This window comes from Streptomyces sp. NPDC055955, assembly GCF_042270245.1.
GTDB lineage: Bacteria > Actinomycetota > Actinomycetes > Streptomycetales > Streptomycetaceae > Streptomyces.
This window is the reverse complement of sequence record NZ_JBHJYS010000003.1, coordinates 219,316-237,055: the sequence shown is the minus strand read 5'-3', so window position 1 is coordinate 237,055 and position 17,740 is coordinate 219,316. Positions and strand designations below refer to the sequence as shown.

The 17,740-nt window shown below is 70.2% G+C and carries 16 protein-coding genes and 1 tRNA gene; 9 read left to right on the top strand and 8 right to left on the bottom strand.

The window, feature by feature from the left end:
* Positions 1–7 precede the first annotated feature (7 nt).
* On the bottom strand, positions 8–2,911 hold the full coding sequence (locus tag ACFC96_RS07155; protein ID WP_376610721.1) for a BTAD domain-containing putative transcriptional regulator: 2,904 nt from the start codon (positions 2,909–2,911) through the stop codon (positions 8–10).
* Positions 2,912–3,151: 240 nt separating this feature from the next.
* Between ACFC96_RS07155 and ACFC96_RS07150 the strand changes: the two genes are divergently transcribed.
* The gene (locus tag ACFC96_RS07150; protein ID WP_376610719.1) at positions 3,152–3,448 is read left to right on the top strand and encodes a hypothetical protein; all 297 of its coding nucleotides are present in this window, start codon (positions 3,152–3,154) and stop codon (positions 3,446–3,448) included.
* A gap of 337 nt (positions 3,449–3,785) precedes the next feature.
* Here the strand turns inward: ACFC96_RS07150 and ACFC96_RS07145 are convergent, their stop codons facing one another.
* A complete protein-coding gene (locus ACFC96_RS07145) occupies positions 3,786–4,634 on the bottom strand; it encodes an alpha/beta fold hydrolase (RefSeq protein ID WP_376610717.1) in 849 nt (282 codons plus the stop codon).
* 211 nt (positions 4,635–4,845) lie between these two features.
* Positions 4,846–5,430: a hypothetical protein gene (locus tag ACFC96_RS07140; protein WP_376610715.1), complete on the bottom strand. Its 585-nt coding sequence runs from the start codon at positions 5,428–5,430 to the stop codon at positions 4,846–4,848.
* 620 nt (positions 5,431–6,050) lie between these two features.
* Here ACFC96_RS07140 and ACFC96_RS07135 point away from each other — a divergent pair.
* Positions 6,051–6,362 (top strand): hypothetical protein, encoded by a 312-nt coding sequence (locus ACFC96_RS07135; protein WP_376610713.1) that lies wholly within the window; start codon positions 6,051–6,053, stop codon positions 6,360–6,362.
* A gap of 219 nt (positions 6,363–6,581) precedes the next feature.
* Here the strand turns inward: ACFC96_RS07135 and ACFC96_RS07130 are convergent, their stop codons facing one another.
* On the bottom strand, positions 6,582–7,160 hold the full coding sequence (locus tag ACFC96_RS07130; RefSeq protein WP_376610712.1) for a YcxB family protein: 579 nt from the start codon (positions 7,158–7,160) through the stop codon (positions 6,582–6,584).
* Positions 7,161–7,306: 146 nt separating this feature from the next.
* On the opposite strand from ACFC96_RS07130, the gene ACFC96_RS07125 reads away from it, so the two are divergent.
* Genes ACFC96_RS07125 through ACFC96_RS07115 form a run of 3 tightly spaced genes read left to right on the top strand, consistent with a single transcriptional unit; the run spans position 7,307 to position 9,656 of the window.
* Positions 7,307–8,317 carry a replication initiator gene (locus ACFC96_RS07125; protein WP_376610710.1) on the top strand — a complete coding sequence of 337 codons (1,011 nt, stop codon included), beginning with the start codon at positions 7,307–7,309 and terminating at the stop codon, positions 8,315–8,317.
* The gene (locus ACFC96_RS07120; protein WP_376610708.1) at positions 8,314–8,502 is read left to right on the top strand and encodes a helix-turn-helix domain-containing protein; all 189 of its coding nucleotides are present in this window, start codon (positions 8,314–8,316) and stop codon (positions 8,500–8,502) included. The genes ACFC96_RS07125 and ACFC96_RS07120 overlap by 4 nt, the downstream gene beginning before the upstream one ends.
* Entirely contained in the window at positions 8,502–9,656 is a 1,155-nt protein-coding gene (locus ACFC96_RS07115) for a tyrosine-type recombinase/integrase (protein ID WP_376610706.1), read from the top strand. Before ACFC96_RS07120 ends, ACFC96_RS07115 begins: the two co-directional genes overlap by 1 nt.
* A gap of 68 nt (positions 9,657–9,724) precedes the next feature.
* On the opposite strand, the gene ACFC96_RS07110 is transcribed toward ACFC96_RS07115, so the two are convergent.
* Positions 9,725–9,800 (bottom strand) — tRNA-Arg (locus ACFC96_RS07110).
* Between the two features lie 228 nt (positions 9,801–10,028).
* On the opposite strand from ACFC96_RS07110, the gene ACFC96_RS07105 reads away from it, so the two are divergent.
* Complete coding sequence (locus tag ACFC96_RS07105; RefSeq protein WP_376610704.1) at positions 10,029–11,750, top strand: class I adenylate-forming enzyme family protein; 1,722 nt, start codon at positions 10,029–10,031, stop codon at positions 11,748–11,750.
* Positions 11,751–11,756: 6 nt separating this feature from the next.
* Here ACFC96_RS07105 and ACFC96_RS07100 read toward each other — a convergent pair whose 3' ends face one another.
* Complete coding sequence (locus ACFC96_RS07100) at positions 11,757–13,034, bottom strand: M6 family metalloprotease domain-containing protein (RefSeq protein ID WP_376610702.1); 1,278 nt, start codon at positions 13,032–13,034, stop codon at positions 11,757–11,759.
* A gap of 261 nt (positions 13,035–13,295) precedes the next feature.
* On the opposite strand from ACFC96_RS07100, the gene ACFC96_RS07095 reads away from it, so the two are divergent.
* Entirely contained in the window at positions 13,296–13,967 is a 672-nt protein-coding gene (locus ACFC96_RS07095; protein ID WP_376610954.1) for a TetR/AcrR family transcriptional regulator, read from the top strand.
* A 154-nt stretch (positions 13,968–14,121) separates the two neighbouring features.
* Positions 14,122–15,606 (top strand): MFS transporter, encoded by a 1,485-nt coding sequence (locus tag ACFC96_RS07090; protein WP_376262077.1) that lies wholly within the window; start codon positions 14,122–14,124, stop codon positions 15,604–15,606.
* A gap of 21 nt (positions 15,607–15,627) precedes the next feature.
* Here the strand turns inward: ACFC96_RS07090 and ACFC96_RS07085 are convergent, their stop codons facing one another.
* Positions 15,628–16,131 carry a MarR family winged helix-turn-helix transcriptional regulator gene (locus ACFC96_RS07085; protein ID WP_116513600.1) on the bottom strand — a complete coding sequence of 168 codons (504 nt, stop codon included), beginning with the start codon at positions 16,129–16,131 and terminating at the stop codon, positions 15,628–15,630.
* Between the two features lie 114 nt (positions 16,132–16,245).
* On the opposite strand from ACFC96_RS07085, the gene ACFC96_RS07080 reads away from it, so the two are divergent.
* Positions 16,246–17,007 (top strand): dioxygenase, encoded by a 762-nt coding sequence (locus ACFC96_RS07080; protein WP_376262553.1) that lies wholly within the window; start codon positions 16,246–16,248, stop codon positions 17,005–17,007.
* A gap of 46 nt (positions 17,008–17,053) precedes the next feature.
* On the opposite strand, the gene ACFC96_RS07075 is transcribed toward ACFC96_RS07080, so the two are convergent.
* Entirely contained in the window at positions 17,054–17,626 is a 573-nt protein-coding gene (locus ACFC96_RS07075; protein ID WP_376610700.1) for a GNAT family N-acetyltransferase, read from the bottom strand.
* Positions 17,627–17,740 lie beyond the last annotated feature (114 nt).

Here is a 17,740-nt window from a genome sequence, read left to right as displayed (position 1 = left end):
GGACGGGTCACCGCCGGCCGCGGCCGCCGCCGGACTGCGTGCGGGCCCCGGGCAGGTCGAGTACGGCCCGGAACTCCCGGCTCGCCTCCCGCGGGCGACCCGCCGCCGCGTAGGCGCTGCCGAGCCGGCTGCGGATGTCCATCTCCAGCCAGTCGTAGTTGGGTTCGGTGAGCGGGGACATCAGACGGCGCTGGAGGAGAAGGGCCTGGTGGTGCACGGCGATGGCCGTCTGCGGGTCTCCCTCGGCCTCCTCGGCCGTGCCGAGCCGGGTCAGGCTGCGGGCGCAGAGGAAGGCGTCCCCGGTGTGCAGCACCTGGTCGATCGCCCGGCGCAGCAGCCGCTTGGCCTCGCCGTAGTGGCCGAAGTGGAGGTGGGCGTCGGCGGCGCAGCTCAGGGCCCTGCCGAGCATGTGCGGTCTGGCGGCCTTCTCGGCGTGGGTGCAGGCGTCGTCGAAGCAGGCCAGGGCCTTTGTGTCCCGTCCCTCCAACTGGTGTGCGAGACCCAGGAAGAGGAGCGTGATCCACGTGAGCCAGTCGTTGCGCAACTGCCGGGACAGGTCCACCGCCGCCAGGAGATGGGGCAGCGCCCCGTCGCCGTCGCCGCGACGCAGGTGGACCGTACCCAGACCGGCGAGGGCCCGCGCCTCCTCGCCCGGTGCGCAGAGCCGCCGGCCGAGGTCCAGGGCCTCGGTCGCGTAGGTGAGGGCGACTTCGAAGTTGCGCTGATGCCCGGCGGTGTACATCAGGCAGTTCCGCACTGCGGCGGCCATCCGCCGGTCGGTGGCCTCGCCCTCGTGCGCGAGCGCGATCTCCAGAGCGGTCTGGGACTCGTGGTAGCGGCCCCGGCGCATGAAGTAGTCGCACAGCGCCTCGGCGATCCAGCAGGCGTGGTCGGCCTCACCGAGGGCCGCGGCGTGACCGACGACGTCGACGAGCTCTCCGCCGGCCGCGTCCAGCCAGGCCTCCGCTTCCTGCCAGTCCGGGAAGTGCGATGCGGTGAGCGGGGGTCCGGTGGGGAAAGCGGCGGGACCCCAGTCGCTGGCGGTGCGGGCCGCGTCCAGGAAGAGGCCCAGTGCGGCCCTGCGCGCGGCCCCGGCCTCGTCGGGCAGGGCGTCCGCGAGGCGCCGGGCGTGCACGCGGACCAGGTCGTGCAGCCGGTAGCGGCCCGGACGCGGCTCCTGCACCAGGCTCGTGTCGACCAGGCTCTCCAGGATCCGCTCGGTGTCGACGGCGGGCCGGTCGAGCAGCGCCGCCGACGCCCGGACGTCGAACTCGACCGTCGGAGCGAGGCCGAGGGCGCGGAACCCGCGCTGCTGCTCCGCGGCGAGCTGGTCGTACGACAGGCGGAAGGCCGCCTCCACGCTGCGGTCACCGACGCTCAGCTCACCGAGCCGGTGGTCGTCGCCCGCCATGCGGTCCACCAGGTGCTCCACCGTCCACGTGTCCCGGTTCTGCAGCCGTGATCCGGCGATGCGCAGGGCGAGCGGCAGCCCGTCGCACAGCTCCGCGAGGCGCTGCGCCGCCCGGGGCTCCCGGGCCGCGCGCTCCTGCCCGATGATGTGCGTCAGCAGCGACACCGAGGCGTCGCTCGCCAGGGGCGCCAGGGCGACGCGCCGGTCGGCGTCGAGTCCGGCGAGGCGCCGCCGGCCCGCCACCAGCACGCGGCTCCCGGCCCCGGCGGGCAGCAGCGGCCGTATCTGGTCGGCGTCCAGGGCGTCGTCGAGGACGAGGAGCAGCCGCAGCGGGCTGGTCGCGGCACGCCAGACGGCGGTGAGCTCGTCGAGGTCGCCGGGCAGCTCACCGGTGGCCGCGCCGAGCGAACGCAGCAGCCGCTGGAGCGCCTGTTCCGGCGACTGGCGCCTGCGCGTGCTGTGCGCGCGCAGGTCCACGTACAGGCAGCCGTCCGGGTGCCGGTCGCTGAGCTCGCGGGCCGCGCGGACGACGAGGGCGGTCTTGCCGACGCCGGCCGTACCGTCCACCGTCACGACCGACACCGATCCGGGTGCGGAAGGTGCGGTCAGCTGCGCCAGCTCGGCGTCCCGCCCGACCAGGCGGCCGGCGTCGCCGGGCAGTTCGTTGACGGCGCGGCGGGGGCGGATCCTCGGCGGCCCGCCCGCGGCGGGGTTTCCGGGTCCTCCGGAGGCGCCCGAGGATCCGGAGCGTTCGGGGGCCGCCCCGAGGAGGCGCGCGTCGTCCCGGCGCAGCACCGCCTCGTGCACGCGGCGGAGTTCCTCACCGGGCTCGACCCCGAGTTCGTCGCGCAGGAGCGCGCACATGTCGCGGTAGACGCCGAGCGCGTCCACGGGCCGTTCGCTGCCGTACAGGGCGCGCATGCGCAGCGCCGCGAGCGACTCGTCGTACGGGACGGACCCCGACAGGGCGGCGAGACCGTCGAGGGCCTCGGCGAATCTGCCGAGCAGGACGAGGCACTCGAGGCGTTCCCTCCGCACGGTGCGCAGCCGCTCCAGGAACCGCTGCCGCTCCATGTCGGCGAACGGTCCGGGCAGCCCGGCCAGCGGTTCACCGTCGAACAGGGTGAGTGCGGCCGAGAGGTGTTCCACGGCGGTGTCCGCATCGCCGGACGCCTGCGCGCGCCGGGCGGCGTCGACGTGTTCGCCGAGGTCCGCGGCGTCGAGCCGGACCTCGCCCTCGAGGAGGCGGTAACCGCCCGGCTCCCCGCGGATCAAAGACCGCGCGGGGCCGGCGCTCTCGGCGTCGAGGGCCTGGCGTAGCGCGTAGACGTAACTGGGCAGTACCTTGCGACCGGAGTTCGGGGGACTGACGCCCCAGACACCGTCGAGCAACTGCTCGTGGCTGACGAGGAATCCGGGCCGCAGGGCCAGCGCCGCCAGGACGGCCTGCCGCCGGACCGGGCCGAGCGGCAGCGGCGTACCGCCCCGCCAGGCACGCACCGGCCCGAGCACCGCGAGCCGAACCGCCCGACGAGAGCCGTCGCCCACCCGCAGCCTCCGCTCCACGCCCACCGAGCGCCCGATCCGCGCATCATCAGAATTTCATTGGCATTGCAGCGTGTGCCGCGATGGTTGGCAAGTGCCCTGCGGAACCCGGAAGTTCACCGGTGACCGCGGCGCGCTGGACCGGCGGCGGCCGTGACGGGGGAGCGGCCGCCGCCCCTGCGGAAGGAGCGGAACATGCAAGCAGCGAGCAGCCCTGTGGAGCGCATGCTGAAAGGACGCGGGCTCTTCCTCAGCGTGGAGCGGAGCGACGCCGCCGAGGTGGTGTACGTCTGCGTCGACGACGGCCTTCCCGGCGGCTATCCGGTCGGCTACGTCATCTCGTCCCGCACGGGAACCTGGAGCGCCTACGCGCGGGTCCGACCCGGCCGGATCTTCAGCACGGACGAGATCTCCTCGGGCCTGGAGAGCGTCGACGAAGCGCTACGCGCGGTGGTCGCCCACGCGCGCTACGAGGACGTCCTGACCGCGTGAAGCGAAGGCAACCGCCTCACCGCGGATGACTGGGGGCGAACGAACTCCCGCCCCGGCATCCCCAGCAGCAGAACGAGATCGTGATCGCGAAGCCGCCCCTCCCCGGCGAACCCGAGCCGCCGCCGAGAGGCGAGCGAGGCCTCGTTGTGCGCGAAGACGCGGTCCTCGCACGTGGGAAGCGCCGCTCGTCGGGCCGCGGCGATGGCCGAATTCTGCCGATCCCCTCTCGGGCGGGCCCGCCTGCTCGGCCATGAGCCGTTTCACGGGCCGACGGCGAGCGGCGCGCCTCGAGGACCGGCGTAGAGATGGGCAGAATCGGGCCACATGGGCCTGACCGCTACAGCCGGTCGGCGAGGAAGCCGCCGACCGCGGTCCGGAAGCCGTCCGGTGCCTCGACCCACGGAAGATGCCCGGCGCCCCGCAGCACCTTCCGCGACACCCGAGGCAGGGCCTGCTCCAGCGAGTCCACGGCCCGGCGCGGCCGGATGTCCTCCGCCCCGTCCACGATCAGCACCGGGACGTCGAGCCCCTCGCATGCCGCGCGCAGAGCCGCCGTGCCCCAAGTGCGCCTGGTCTCGGCGTTGATGGCGGCGTTGCACGCGAAGTTCACGCCGAGCCAGGGCGTGGCCATGCGCTCGGCGTGCTCGATCGCACGTTCCCGTTCACTGAAGTCCGCCGACCACTGGAGCACCGAGTACTCACGGTCCTCCGCGTCGGAACGCTCTCCCCGGCCCTTCAACGCTTCCCAACGACCCAGGTGGGCACCGAGACTGGCGCGCTGGTTCTGCTTGTACGCCGCGTGCCAGGTGGAGTCCTGATCGATTCCGGTGCCGGACACATAGACCAGCTTGCTCACGCGGCCTGGATGCTCCAGCGCGTACTGCAAGGCCAGTTGGGCGCCCCACGAGTGCCCCAGCAGCGCCATCCGCGCCAGTCCGAAATGCCGGCGGACGGCATCGAGGTCGGCTACGGAACGCGGAACCGCATAGGGCCCACGTCGTTCCGACCGGCCACATCCGCGCTGATCCCAGCGGTGGGCCGTGACCCCGTCCGACAACAGCGCGGCCACCTCCCCGAGGGTGTCCCACAACCCTGGCCCGCCATGGCAGAACACCACGGGTGCGCCCGCACCACTGCGGACCGCCCAGAGCCGGACCCCGTCTTCCGTCAGCACCGTCTCGTCCATATCGGTGAGTCTGGCGGGTGGGTCCGGTCGCGTCCGGGTTTTCTGCACCAGTGGTGCACCACGGGTGTGCCACTGAGGAGCCACTGACGGCCGGTGGCGCAGGGGCGTCTCGCGGTGTTTCGTAGCCGCCGGACGCGGGGTTCACGTACTGCCGACGTCTGCGGTTCTCGGTGAACGGCACCGCCTGCCGAGTCACCTGCCGCAAGAGCATTCAGCGCAGATGGAAAGGTGGCCCCGGGGCGCAGCCGGGGGGATTGTTATTGCCGCTCACGTCGAAGTCCGCGCAGGTAAGAAAAAGATCGTTGAACTTGCCGAGAAGGAAAGCGATGATCCCGATGGCCACCGTGATGCCGACAGCCCCGTAGCGCTCCGCCGCAGGAAGTTCATCGTAGTCGGACATGAGGATTTTCGACAGCAGCCAGGTCAGGTAAGGCGCGCCCAGAATGGTAATTGCGACCTCGATGTAATGGAGGTAATGGAAACCTCTGCTTCGGGGTGCGGTCATGCCCAGAACGATCCAGGCGGAAGGGATGAGCAAGGCGATCCAGTTGCGCCACGGCACGGTCACTCTTCTGTGCAGCACCAGGCCTGAGAGCAGCACGGCCGTGGCCACCGCCCACAAGGCCAGTACATTGTCGAAGAAGATGGCGTTGTACGCGCCGAACGTGAAAGCGGGCCACCAGATGACCAGAGTTCCAGCCGCCGCGGCGGTCGCCGTGGCCCGCAGAACCGAGTGGATTTCGGGTAGGTGGCGCTTATTTTTCGAGTCCGGATCGCGACTCTCTCCGCGTGCCATTGAATTCCGCCAATTCAATATGGAGTCAATAGGATGGCATCTTCTTTTTGTCGAGTTCTGAGAGGTGTATTCAGCCTGAATGACACTATATGAGTGCGACTCCCTGGGTTATGGCAACACGCCGTCGCGGGACTCCCGGGGCTGCTTCGCTCCGGCCGCACGGCCGGTGGAGCGACTTTGGCCGGGAGTTGCTTCGACGCGGGTGATCACGTCCCCTCGAACCACCGGCGCGTCGAACATCCCCTCGCGGACGCGATCGCCCCGCGGTACCGCCTGCTCGCTCTGGTCGTCCTGTTCATCCTGCTCGCCGCGTGCACGGAGAAGGTGACGCGGACTCATGGCGAGGTCGTCGGACGTGTGCGGCACGGCCGCGATCAAGGCGAAGGGCCGGTCCGAGAGGATCAACCCTCCGAACCGGCCCTTCTGTCGGTGCCCCCGGCAGGATTCGAACCTGCGACACCCGCTTTAGGAGTTCGATCACTGCTCGGCCCTGCCGGGTGACCACCCAGCCACGCCGTTCATGCTGCACCGCCTAGGAGTGCTGGCGTCCGGCGCCGTTGATGTCACTCGTAGATGTCAGAACGGCGCAACCGTGTGTCGCACGCTGGCACGATGGTTCCGTGGCTGACCTGGAGCGCATCGCGGAGATCGTGGCGTACTACCGAGCACTCGACGAGTGCGCCGCCCTACGGCGCTACTTCTGCCACGAGGACGAGGAGGGTGGCCGCTGGTACATCGAGGCGGTCCCCGACCGTGGCGAGTGGATCGTCCTCAAGCAAGCCGAGCTGACTTCGGCCGGCCAACTCCACCGGTACAGCTGGGAGCACCTCGAGGACGAGCACGGCTTTCTGACAGACCAAGCGATCGACCCTGAAGAGGATCCGCTGGAGGCCATCTCAGCCGGAGATTTCCAGCGGGTGTGGAGCCGGTGAGGGTGCTGGACAACCTCTTTAGGAGCGAGGTTGGGCGATCACGTGTGTGACCAGTGGATTCCCTACCCTGGGCAGGGCGGGTCGAACTCACCGCTGCGAACCCCGGGTCCCCGTGAATCCCTGTCCGTTCTGGCACGAGAGTGGCACGGTCCGGGGACCGCGCCTTGGGCCGCTCGATACGAACTACGGGCGGGCGGTCCCTGATGTCTGTCCTGCTGGTCAGTCGGTCGATGGCTTCTGCCGCCGGTCGGCCGGGGGCTGATCCACGGCAGTGGCGAGGCAGTTGCTGAGGACGCGGCGGCACACTGGAACGAGTGACGGGTCCGATAGCCCACGCTTGGGTATCGCGACAGAGGGTTTGCCTGAGCGGTCCATCAGGACGAACTGGCGGTCGTACTCCACCAGCTCACTGAACCTCGACCAGGCGTAAGTGTGCGTAACGCCTTCTGTCCTCACGGTCAGCGCTTCCTCGGTTATCACCTCCTCGTAATGTCGCTGAAGGCCAGGAGAACGGTTCCAGACCTTGCGTGCGCTGCGACGGAGGCCCCAGCGGGAGGAGAGGATGAATACGCGGTAGCTGTAGCCAACGAACATCGCCGCACAGAACAACGTGATGACCGAGGTGTCCGGCAGATCGACGGGGATTGTCCCGGGCGCGCCCAAGATCACCGTTAGCACGAGGCTTACGCCTGAGTTCGCCAGAGCTCTCTTACGTGCGCGGCGCCGCGTGGGGGACCTGGCGGCCATTTCCGCGATGTCGTCGCTCTCCGGCACATAGCTCAGCGTCAGCGCTTGCATGCCCTCGCCTTAGTGATCCCAATAGTGTGAGGTACGGATCATAGGGTGGCGCTGGCCATTGAGCAGCCGCACGTGCCCCCTTCCTTGCCACCACACTCCCTAGCTTCCATCCCGTCCGCCGTCGACCCACACGCCGTGGAGCGGGCGTGGTTCAGGGGCGTCAAGGTGGAGCGCACCACTGTACGAACGACCTTGACGCCCCTGGGCCGCGTCTGCTCGGCTTTGCCTGGGTCGATGGTGGACGGGATGGAAGCCCACAACCCTCGCCACGATGTGCCCGCGGCCGGAAACAGCGCCCCCTCCCACCCGCTGCCGGCCGATCCCCCGCCGGAGGCATCGTCTTTGACTCGCGGAGGACATCCCGCCCTTGCCCGCATGCACGCAGCGCGCCGCCGGGCGCGGCCAGCCGGGGCGAAGACAGGAGGCAGGCCGCGCCGCAGAGGCGGCGCGCGCCCGCGCCGTGCGCGGGCCTTGATGAAGTAACAGCGCCGCCGTCCTGGGCCACGGTCACGCTCGTCACCGACGCGATCCACGCAGCTGCCTCGCACAGCTACACATCGGTGTCCGTCCCGGCCGCCGCCGACCAACTGGCCCGAACCTTCCGCTGGGGCACCCAACTCGACGTACGCCCCGTCAAGGCCTTCGGAGACGGCTCCAACATCACCGAACAGGCCGTCGCCTCCTACGTCGCCAAGTACGCCACCAAGGCCGCCGAGAACACCGGCACCCTCGACCGCCGCATCGGCGAACTCTCCGAACTCGACCGCCACCAGGTCCCCGACCACACCCGCCGCCTGATCGAGGCCTGCAAGCACCTCGACCCGCTCTACCCGGACCGTCGCCTCTGGGCCTGGGCTCACATGCTCGGCTTCCGCGGCCACTTCTCCTCGAAGTCCCGCCGCTACTCGACCACCCTCGGCGAACTCCGCCAGGCCCGCGCCGACTTCCGCGCCGCCCAAGAACGCGAAGCCCTCGGCACACCCGACTTCGAGCCGGACACCGTCCTGGTCCTGGCCGACTGGCAATACGCCGGCCACGGCCACACCCCCGGCGAATCCGCCCTCGCCGCCACCATCGCCCGCGGCCTCCAACTCAACCGCGACACCGCCCGCGAAGCCCTGAAAGACCAACTCATCATGGAAGGAGCCGCAGCATGACCACCGCCACCGCAGAGCTGCTGACCGTGCCCGAGGTCATGACGCGGCTCAAGCTCGGACGTTCCAAGGTCTACGACCTGATCCGCTCCCGCCGCCTGGTCTCGATCAAGATTGACGGCGCTCGACGGATCCCCGCCGTCGCCGTGCAGGATTTCGTCCTCGGTCAGATCGAGGAGGCTGCCTGATGGCCGGACAGCGCAAGCGCAATCCGAACGGCGCGGGCACGATCACCAAGCGCAAGGACGGCCGCTACCAGTGCGCCGTGTACGTCCTCCAGCCGGACGGGACCCGTGCCCGGAAGTTCGCCTACGGCAAGTCTTGGACCGAGTGCGACACCAAGCGCCGGGAGCTCCTCGACAAGGTCGACCAGGGCGTGCCCGTGCCCACTCGCTCCGCCCGGCTCTCCGAGTGGCTGCCGTACTGGCTGGACAACGTCATCAAGCCCCGGCGGAAGCTCAGTACGTACGACAAGTACGAGGCACACGTGCGGATCTACCTGTCGCCGATGCTCGGTGCGAAGCGGCTCGAATCCCTGGGCGTCGCCGATGTGCGCCGATTCCTCGTCCGACTGGAGAACCAGACCACTGCTGCGACGGCCAAAGAGTCGCACCGTGTGCTGCGCTCGGCGCTCTCCTCTGCGTGCAATGAGGAGCTGATCACGCGCAACGTCGCCAAGCTCGTCGAACCGCCCCGCGCCGACGCACGCGAGCTGCACCCCTGGACGCTGGACGAGACGCTCGACTTCCTCGCCGCGTCGCGGAAAGACCCGCTCTACGCGGCCTTCGTCCTTGCCATCGGGATGGGTCTCCGCCGGGGAGAGATCGTCGGCCTTCGCTGGTCGGACCTCGACCTCGACAACCGCGTCCTCTACGTGCGCCAGCAGACGCAGCGCCGTCGTGGCGTCCTGTACGACGACGATCCCAAGAGCCGTCGTCGTCGCGTCGTCCCGCTGCCGGGCCTCTGCATCGCGCCGCTGCGCTGGCATCGGATGCGGCAAGCAGCTGCTCGCGCCAAGGCGGGGGAGACCTGGGCGACCGGGTCGGACTACGTCTTCACCACTCGCACTGGCCGCCCGGTCGAGCCGCGCAACGTGTACCGCTCGTTCACGCGCGTCGCCCAGTCGGCCGGCATCCGGGTCATCCGTCTCCACGACGCCCGCCACGGCACCGCCACCCTTCTTACGGCGGCCGGAGTCGCACCCCGCGTCGTGATGGAGATCCTCGGGCATTCACAGATCAGCATCACCATGGACGTCTATACGCACGTCGTCCAGGACACCCAGCGCGAGGCCATGAGTCACATGGACCGGCTGCTCAGGAGGCGTCCCGGTCGTCAGTGACCGCCCCCGTTGATGTCAGACGTAGATGTCAAAGGCCACCTACCAAGATCGGTAGGTGGCCTTTTGGCTGGTGCCCCCGGCAGGATTCGAACCTGCGACACCCGCTTTAGGAGAGCGGTGCTCTATCCCCTGAGCTACGAAGGCGTGCGACCACTGACAGGGTAGCGGATGCGATCGCCGGGGCTCGCTCGTGTTTCGCGGTCCGGGGCGAGGAGGGTTCCGGGGCGTGTCGAGGTGGTCGATGCAGGAGGTCTCGGGGAAATCTCGGGATCCCCCCTGTGGCGCGCGGCACCGGCGACGTAGCGTCCGTAACGCCTGTGGATCGTGAACGCCTGCAGACCGTGTCCGGCCAGTTGGAAAGGGGCCTTGTCCATGGAGCCGCAACCCGCCGACCCCGCTGTCGACCTGCTCACCTCGCCCGGTGCGCCCTTCGCCGTCGTACGCGGCGAGAACGGTGGGCCCGAGTACGCCGACGGGCCGCGGACCCTGCGCGAGTTCGTCGAGACGACCTGGGTCTACGGGGACACGCCGTTCCTGATCGCCGGGAGCGGGCGGCTCACCTACGGGAAGTTCTTCGCCGAGGCGTCCGCGCTCGCCCGCCGGTTCGTGGACGTGTACGGGCTGCGGCCAGGCGACCGCGCCGTGGTCGCCATGCGCAACCACCCCGAGTGGCAGATCGCCTTCTGGGCCGCCCAGTTGGCGGGTCTGGTCGCCGTTCCGCTGAATGCCTGGTGGACCGCCGGCGAGTTCACGTACGCCCTCGACGACTGTGAGCCGGGCGTGCTCCTCGTCGACGGCGAGCGGCTGGAGCGCGTCCAGTCCTGGCTGGACGGGAGGAAGGGGGAGGGGCGGCCCTGGACCCTGGTCTGCCATCACGACGGCGACCTCCGCGGCGACCGCGTCGAGCGGTACGAGGACCTGCCCGCCGCCGATCCGGCGCTCGGGCCGCCCGACGTCGACGTACAGCCCGACGACGACGCCACCATCATCTACACCTCCGGGACCACGGGGCGGCCCAAGGGCGCTGTCGCCACCCACCGCGCGCATGTCGGCGCCATCGCCAACCCCCGCTATTTCGCCGCCCTTTCGGCCCTGCGGCGTGGGCAGATTCCCGGCCAGGGGCCCGCGCCCGTCGCCCTGCTCACCTTCCCCTTCTTCCATGTCGCCGCGTTCACCGGGTTCTACGCGGCGATGGCGGCGGGCGGCACGCTCGTCCTGCTGCGCAAGTGGGACGCGGCCAAGGCGCTCCAGGCGATCCGGGAGCACGGGATCACCAACTACGGCGGTGTGCCCGCGACGGCGCTGCAACTGCTCGAAGCCGCCGAGGCCGCGGGCGACGAGATGCCGACGCTCACCATGTTCAACACCGGGGGCGCCGCCGCGCCGCCCGACCTGGTGGCCCGTCTCACCGCCCGGTTCGGGGAGCGCGTGGAGCCCCGTAACGGATACGGGCTCACGGAGACGCTCGGCGGGGTCACCGCCAACTTCGGTGCGGAGTACCGGGCCCACCCGGAGAGCGTGGGCAGGCCCGCGCCCGCCGTGGAGGTGCGGGTCGCCGGACCCGGCGGCGAGGCCGTCGCCGACGGCGAGGTGGGGGAGCTGTGGCTGCGCGGGCAGTCGGTGATCCGCGGATACTGGCGCGACGAGGCGGCGACGGCCGCGGCGTTCGCGCCGGGCGGCTGGTTCAGGACGGGGGATCTGGCGACGTTGCGGGACGGGCGGGTCAGCGTGGTCGACCGGATCAAGGACATGGTGATCCGGGGCGGCGAGAACGTGTACTGCGTGGAGGTGGAGGCCGTCCTGCACGACCATCCGGACGTCCTCGACGCGGCGGTGCTCGGTGTGCCGCACCCCGTGCTCGGCGAGGAGGTCGCCGCGGTCGTACAGGTGCGGCCCGGGTCGGAGCTGGACGCCGACGCGGTCAGGGCGCACGTCGCCAAGTCGCTCGCGGCGTTCAAGGTCCCGGCGCACGTGCTCCTGCGGGACGACCCGCTTCCGCGCAACGCCACGGGCAAGCTTCTGAAGCGGGAGCTGCGCGGGCCGGTGGGGGAGGCCGTCCGCCCGGCGCCCGGTACCCGGGCCGACCCCGCCTGAGTCAGGTCACTTCCGCGTCACCAGCACCCGGTAGTCCCCCTTCGGATCCGCCTCCGCGACCTTGATCTTCACCCCTGACTCGGGGTCCTTGTAGGTCTCGCCGGGGGTGAAGGCGGCGTCGGAGAGTTCCGCGTGGACGTTCGGGCTGCGGGTGCAGCCGCCGCTGTCCTTGGTGGCGTCCTCGACGGTGACCGGGCCGTGGCCGGTGTCGACTCCGGCGTCGACCCGGTAGATGAGGACGCCGGGCCGGCACACGGCCTCGTCGTTGCCCGCGTGCGTGCGGACCTCGATCGCGTACCCGGACTTGGCGGTGAGCGGTACGAAGGTGAGCTTCAGGCCGCCGCGGCGGCCCAGCGGGGAGAGGACGTGCTCGCTCGTGCCGTGCGCCGACGCGCAGCTGATCTGGTCGTCCCCGAGCCAGCCGAGCTTCCACTTGTGCCAGCCGAGGAGGTCGTTGTCGGCCCCCCAGTCCTCGCTCATGATGTCCCAGTGGCCGACGGCCCCGCCGCCGTCCTGGGTGTAGAGGTCGGGCAGGCCGAAGGTGTGGCCGTTCTCGTGGGGGAGTACGCGGTAGCCGGTCTCGGCGTACGAACCGGAGCCGTCGTCCTGGCGGCTGTAGACGAACGACGCGTTGGCGATCGGGACGCCGTCGGCGATCGGCGCGTCGTGGTTGCCGGCGAACGTCACGGACAGCACCGTGTCCAGGGCCGAGGGGCCGGCGTTGGGGGTGACCAGGATGTTGACCAGGTCGTAGTCGCGGAAGTCCACGTCCGGGTCGGCCTTGGCCACGATGTCGTCGATGAGGTCGCGGTAGCCGGGGTCGAAGGGCGCGCCTCTTTCTATCCCGTACGCGGCGAACGTCCTCGGCATGGTCAGCCAGTGCTTGATCGGCGTTTCCGGGCGGTAGTCGAGCTTCCCGTACGACGCGGTGCGGAACCATTCCTGGGTCTGCGGGAAGAATTCGCCGAGGCGGTCGAGCGCGCTGCCCTCGCCGCGGGCGTCGGGGAAGTCGACCATGAGGTTCAGGGCGTGGACGGTGCCCGTGGAGCGGGCGTATCCCGGCTGTGTGGGCACGCCCTCCGACATCTGTACGCCCAGTGCGCCCTCGATCATGCAGGGGGTCAGTGCGGCCGGCCGGGACCGGGACGTGGAGCCCGAGCCGGACGGGGACGGTGACTGTTCCATGAAGCGGCCCGTACTCGCAGAGGTGGTGACGGCGAGGGCCACGGCGATGAGCCCCGCGAGCCCCGCGCTGCGCCGGGCCCTGCGTATGCGGTGCCGCAATGAGATCGCCTCGCCCTCGGTCCCCGGCAGCTCCGGGAGCGGGCTGCGCCTTCGCTCACCCTGTGACGGGGTGTGCCGGGCCGCTCGCTGGGTGCGCCGATCGTGGGGTTTTCCGAAGGGGTGACGCAGGTCACACGAATGGCGGGAAATAACCGGGGACACCTTCCCCGTTTGGCTCTACGTCCGCACGAAACGGGGAGTGACTCCCCGGAACGGTCGGGCAACGGAGAATGACCGCGACGTCCGCCGGAAGGAGCCAGAATCGTGAGCGCCGCAGCCACCACCGCACCCGCGACGGGTAAGCGCGTGCCCAAGCCGCGTGCCGACGCCCTGCGCAACCGGGAGCGGATCGTCGCCGCCGCGCGCGAGATGGTCGTCGAGTTCGGCGCCGAGGTGCCGATCGACGAGATCGCCCGCCGCGCGGGCGTCGGCAACGCCACGGTCTACCGGCACTTCGCGGACCGCGCCGACCTCCTGCGGCACGTCGTCCTGTCCGTCATGGACAGCGTCACCGAACACGCCGAACGTGCGCTCGCCGTCGCGGACGCCGACCCGGACGCCTCCTTCGATGCCCTGCGCACGTTCGTGCACGCCGCCGCCGACGAGCGGATCGGCGCCCTGTGCCCGATGCTCACGGCCGGCTTCGACAAGGACCACCCCGATCTGCTGGCCGCCCGCGACCGGCTCGAGGCCGGCACCGAGGGCCTCATGGAGCGGACCCGCGCGGCCGGTCAGCTGCGCACCGACATCGCCGTCGGAGATCTGATGGTCGCCCTCTCCCAGCTCACCCGGCCGCTGCCCGGCATCGCCTGCCTGGACATCGACCGCTTCGTCCACCGTCATCTGCAGCTGTTCCTCGACGGTCTGATGGCACCGGCCCGCTCGGAGCTTCCGGGTGCGCCCGCGACTCTGGAGGACCTCCGGCAGGCCTGATCCACCCCGTGCTCCGCCGTCGCCGGCTCGGCGGCGGAGCCCACCAGCATCCTCAGCAGCTTCCGTAACGCCCGATATTTCACGCTTATTTGAGACTTGGAGTGCCGTCGTGGCTACCCCCTTGCCAAAAACAGATCTGCCCAAGGCAGACCCCATGCGCTGGAAGGCGCTCGTCTTCATCGCACTCGCCCAGCTGATGGTCGTGCTCGACGCGACCATCGTGAACATCGCGCTGCCTTGGGCCCAGCAGGACCTCGGCATCTCCGACGGGAACAAGCAGTGGGTCATCACGGCCTACGCGCTCGCCTTCGGCGGACTGCTCCTGTTCGGCGGCCGCATCGCCGACCTGTGGGGCCGTAAGCGGACCTTCGTCACCGGCCTGCTCGGCTTCGCCTTCGCGTCCGCGCTGGGCGGCGCGGCCCAGGGCGAGGCCATGATGCTCGGCGCCCGCGCCCTCCAGGGCGTGTTCGGCGCGCTGCTCGCGCCCGCCGCGCTCTCCCTGCTCGCGGTGATGTTCACCGACGCCAAGGAGCGCGCCAAGGCGTTCGGCATCTACGGCGCGATCGCCGGTGGCGGCGGCGCCGTCGGCCTGATCCTCGGCGGCTTCCTCACCGAGTACCTGGACTGGCGCTGGACGTTCTTCGTGAACATCCCGTTCGCGATCATCGCGGCCGCCGGTGCCTACTTCGTCATCCGTGAGCCGGCCGGTTCCCGTAACCGCTCGTCGCTCGACATCCCGGGCGTCGTCCTGTCGACCCTCGGTCTGGTCTCCCTGGTGTACGGCTTCACGCGCGCCGAGTCCGACGGCTGGTCCGACGCCGTGACGGTCGGCATGTTCGTGGGCTCCGCCGTGCTGCTGCTCGCGTTCGTCCTCACCGAGTCCAAGGTCCGCTCGCCGCTCCTGCCGCTGCGCGTCCTGCTCGACCGCAACCGCGGCGGCGTCTACATGTCGCTCGGTCTCGCCGTCATCTCGATGTTCGGCCTGTTCCTCTTCCTGACGTACTACCTCCAGGTCGTGCGCGGCTACTCGCCGGTGACCACAGGCTTCGCGTTCCTGCCGATGATCGTCGGCATGATCACGGGCTCCACGCAGATCGGCGCCCGGCTGATGACCCGGGTCCGCCCGCGGCTGCTCATGGGCCCCGGCTTCCTGGTCGCCGCGCTCGGCATGCTGATCCTGACGCAGCTGGAGATCGACTCCTCGTACCCGTTCCTGATCCTGCCGGCGCAGCTGCTGCTCGGCCTCGGCATGGGTACGGCGTTCATGCCCGCCATGTCCCTGGCCACGCACGGTGTCGAGCCGCGTGACGCCGGTGTCGCCTCCGCGATGGTCAACACCTCGCAGCAGGTCGGCGGCGCGATCGGCACGGCCCTGCTGAACACGATCGCCGCGTCGGCGACCACCGCCTACGTCGCCGCGCACGCGGCCGGCGCCACCAACCCCAAGCTCCTCCAGGCGCAGGCCATGGTGAACGGCTACACCCACGCCATCTGGTGGGCCGTCGGCATCCTGGCCGCGGCGGCGACGATCGCCCTCACCCTCATCAACACGGGTGTCCCGGGCAGCGCCGCCCCGAAGGCCTCCGGTTCCACGGAGGGCGCCCAGGACGAGGTGCAGATCCCGGTGATCGCGCACTGACCCCGTAGGGCGCGCGACGCGCTACCGGAGCCAGGGGAGATCCGCCCCCGCCTCTTTCGGCTGAAGTCCCTCGGCGACGATCCTCATGATCTCGCCGAGGGACTTCTGCTGTTCCGGGGAGAGCCGGTCGAAGAGCGCCTGCCGGACGGCGGTGACATGACCGGGCGCCGTCCGTGTCAGGACCTCGTACCCCTCGTCGGTGAGGCACGCCAGCTGGCCGCGCTTGTCGGAGGGGCAGTCCTCGCGGCGCACCCAGCCGTTCTTCTCCAGACGTGCGACGGCGTGGGAGAGGCGGGAGCGGGTGATCTTCGCGTTCATGGCCAGCTCGGTCATGCGCAGACGCCGGCGCGGCGCCTCGGAGAGCTGGACGAGCAGCCCGTAGTAGATGTGCGGCATGCCCGCGTCCCGCTGGAGCTGGCGGTCGAGGTGGTCCTCCAGCAGCGTGGTCGCATGGAGGTACGCCTGCCAGGTGCGCTGTTCCTCGTCCGAGAGCCAGCGAGGGGCTTGGGTGGGTGCCGTCGTCATGGGTTCCACTGTACGTACCTCCTTCTTGAACATTAAACAACCCGGCGCTATCCTGGCATAGCTTGAGACTTCAAGTAATCCGGGGTCATGTCATCCAGGAGTGTCGCCATGCGTATGCCCGCCCTCTATCTCAGCCACGGCGCGCCGCCGCTCGCCGACGACGACCTGTGGACCGGCCAGCTCGCCGCGTGGTCGGCCGAACTCCCGCGCCCCAGGGCGATCCTGATGGTCTCCGCGCACTGGGAGGAGGCTCCGCTCGCCCTCGGCGCCACCGAGACCGTGCCGCTCGTGTACGACTTCTGGGGCTTCCCCGAGCACTACTACCAGGTGCGGTACGAGGCCCCCGGCGCCCCCGAACTGGCCGATTCCGTAAGGAAGCTGCTGCGCGGGCCCGGCACCCCCGTCCAGGACATCCCGGACCGCGGCCTCGACCACGGCGCGTACGTCCCGCTCGTCGAGATGTACCCCGGAGCCGACATCCCGGTCCTGCAGATCTCCATGCCGACGCTCGACCCGCAGAAGCTGATGGACATCGGTCGCAAGCTCGCGCCGCTGCGTGACGAGGGGGTCCTGATCGTCGGTTCGGGTTTCTTCACGCACAACCTCGCCGCGCTGCGGCAGGGCGGGATCCCGGCCTGGTCGGCGGAGTTCGACGACTGGGGGCACCGAGCCCTGGAGAGCGGCGACGTGGACGGCCTGCTCGACTTCACCCGCAAGTCCCCGGCGGGCGCTCTGGCGCACCCCCGGACCGAACACTTCGCGCCGCTGTTCGTGGCGATGGGGGCGGCGGACCGGTCCGGTGAGCTGGACACGCAGCGGAGCGTGATCGACGGGTTCTGGATGGGGCTGGCGAAGCGTTCGGTGCAGTTCGGATAGCGAGTGGCCGAGGGGCGGGGCTGCGGGGGCCGGTCGCGCGGTCCCCTCAGTACCCGTTCAGCGGCTTCTCGTACCAGGCCACGTCCCAGTAGCGGTCGAACTTGCGGCCGACCTCGCGATACGTGCCGACGTGGGTGAAGCCGAATCGGGCGTGCAGGCGGGCCGAGGCCTCGTTCGGCTGGGTGATGCCCGCGTACGCGCGGTGGACGTCCTGGCCCGCGAGCGCCTCGAAGAGCGCGCCGTAGAGCAGGGTGCCGATGCCGAGGCCGCCCGCGTCGGGCGCGCAGTAGACGCTGACCTCCACCGAGGTGTCGTAGGCCGCCTTCGCGCGGAAGGGGCCCGAGGTCGCGTAGCCGAGGATGCGGCCGGAATCGCGCTCCTGGGCAACCAGCAGCAGGTGCCGGCCGTCTTCAAGGTGGGAGAGCAGCCAGGGACGGCGCTCCTGCGGAGTGAAGACGGCCGTGTCGAAGGTGATCGGCGTCTCACGCACATAGTGGTTGTAGAGGTCGGTGAGAGCGTCGAGATCCGCTTCGTCGCCTGGCCTGACCAGCACTTCTGTGGACTCCGTCACGCTGTGGACCTCCCCGTATCCGGCCGGTGGCGGCACAGGGTACTGCATGATCACGAAAATCGATGGCCGCCTTGGGAATTCTGTCCGGATTCCAGTCGTTGTTTCCATCGGATGCAGGGCACCCGGGAGGGTGTGCCTGGCAGCCAACAGGACCACAGGACC

Bases quoted from the DNA above. Each gene is read 5' to 3' on its own strand.
- ACFC96_RS07085 (WP_116513600.1), bottom strand. From the start codon at position 16,131: ATGACGACGGCACCCACCCAAGCCCCTCGCTGGCTCTCGGACGAGGAA.
- ACFC96_RS07090 (WP_376262077.1), top strand. From the start codon at position 14,122: ATGCGCTGGAAGGCGCTCGTCTTCATCGCACTCGCCCAGCTGATGGTC.
- ACFC96_RS07075 (WP_376610700.1), bottom strand. From the start codon at position 17,626: ATGCAGTACCCTGTGCCGCCACCGGCCGGATACGGGGAGGTCCACAGC.
- ACFC96_RS07105 (WP_376610704.1), top strand. From the start codon at position 10,029: ATGGAGCCGCAACCCGCCGACCCCGCTGTCGACCTGCTCACCTCGCCC.
- ACFC96_RS07140 (WP_376610715.1), bottom strand. From the start codon at position 5,430: ATGGCACGCGGAGAGAGTCGCGATCCGGACTCGAAAAATAAGCGCCAC.
- ACFC96_RS07145 (WP_376610717.1), bottom strand. From the start codon at position 4,634: ATGGACGAGACGGTGCTGACGGAAGACGGGGTCCGGCTCTGGGCGGTC.
- ACFC96_RS07150 (WP_376610719.1), top strand. From the start codon at position 3,152: ATGCAAGCAGCGAGCAGCCCTGTGGAGCGCATGCTGAAAGGACGCGGG.
- ACFC96_RS07115 (WP_376610706.1), top strand. From the start codon at position 8,502: ATGGCCGGACAGCGCAAGCGCAATCCGAACGGCGCGGGCACGATCACC.
- ACFC96_RS07120 (WP_376610708.1), top strand. From the start codon at position 8,314: ATGACCACCGCCACCGCAGAGCTGCTGACCGTGCCCGAGGTCATGACG.
- ACFC96_RS07080 (WP_376262553.1), top strand. From the start codon at position 16,246: ATGCCCGCCCTCTATCTCAGCCACGGCGCGCCGCCGCTCGCCGACGAC.
- ACFC96_RS07130 (WP_376610712.1), bottom strand. From the start codon at position 7,160: ATGCAAGCGCTGACGCTGAGCTATGTGCCGGAGAGCGACGACATCGCG.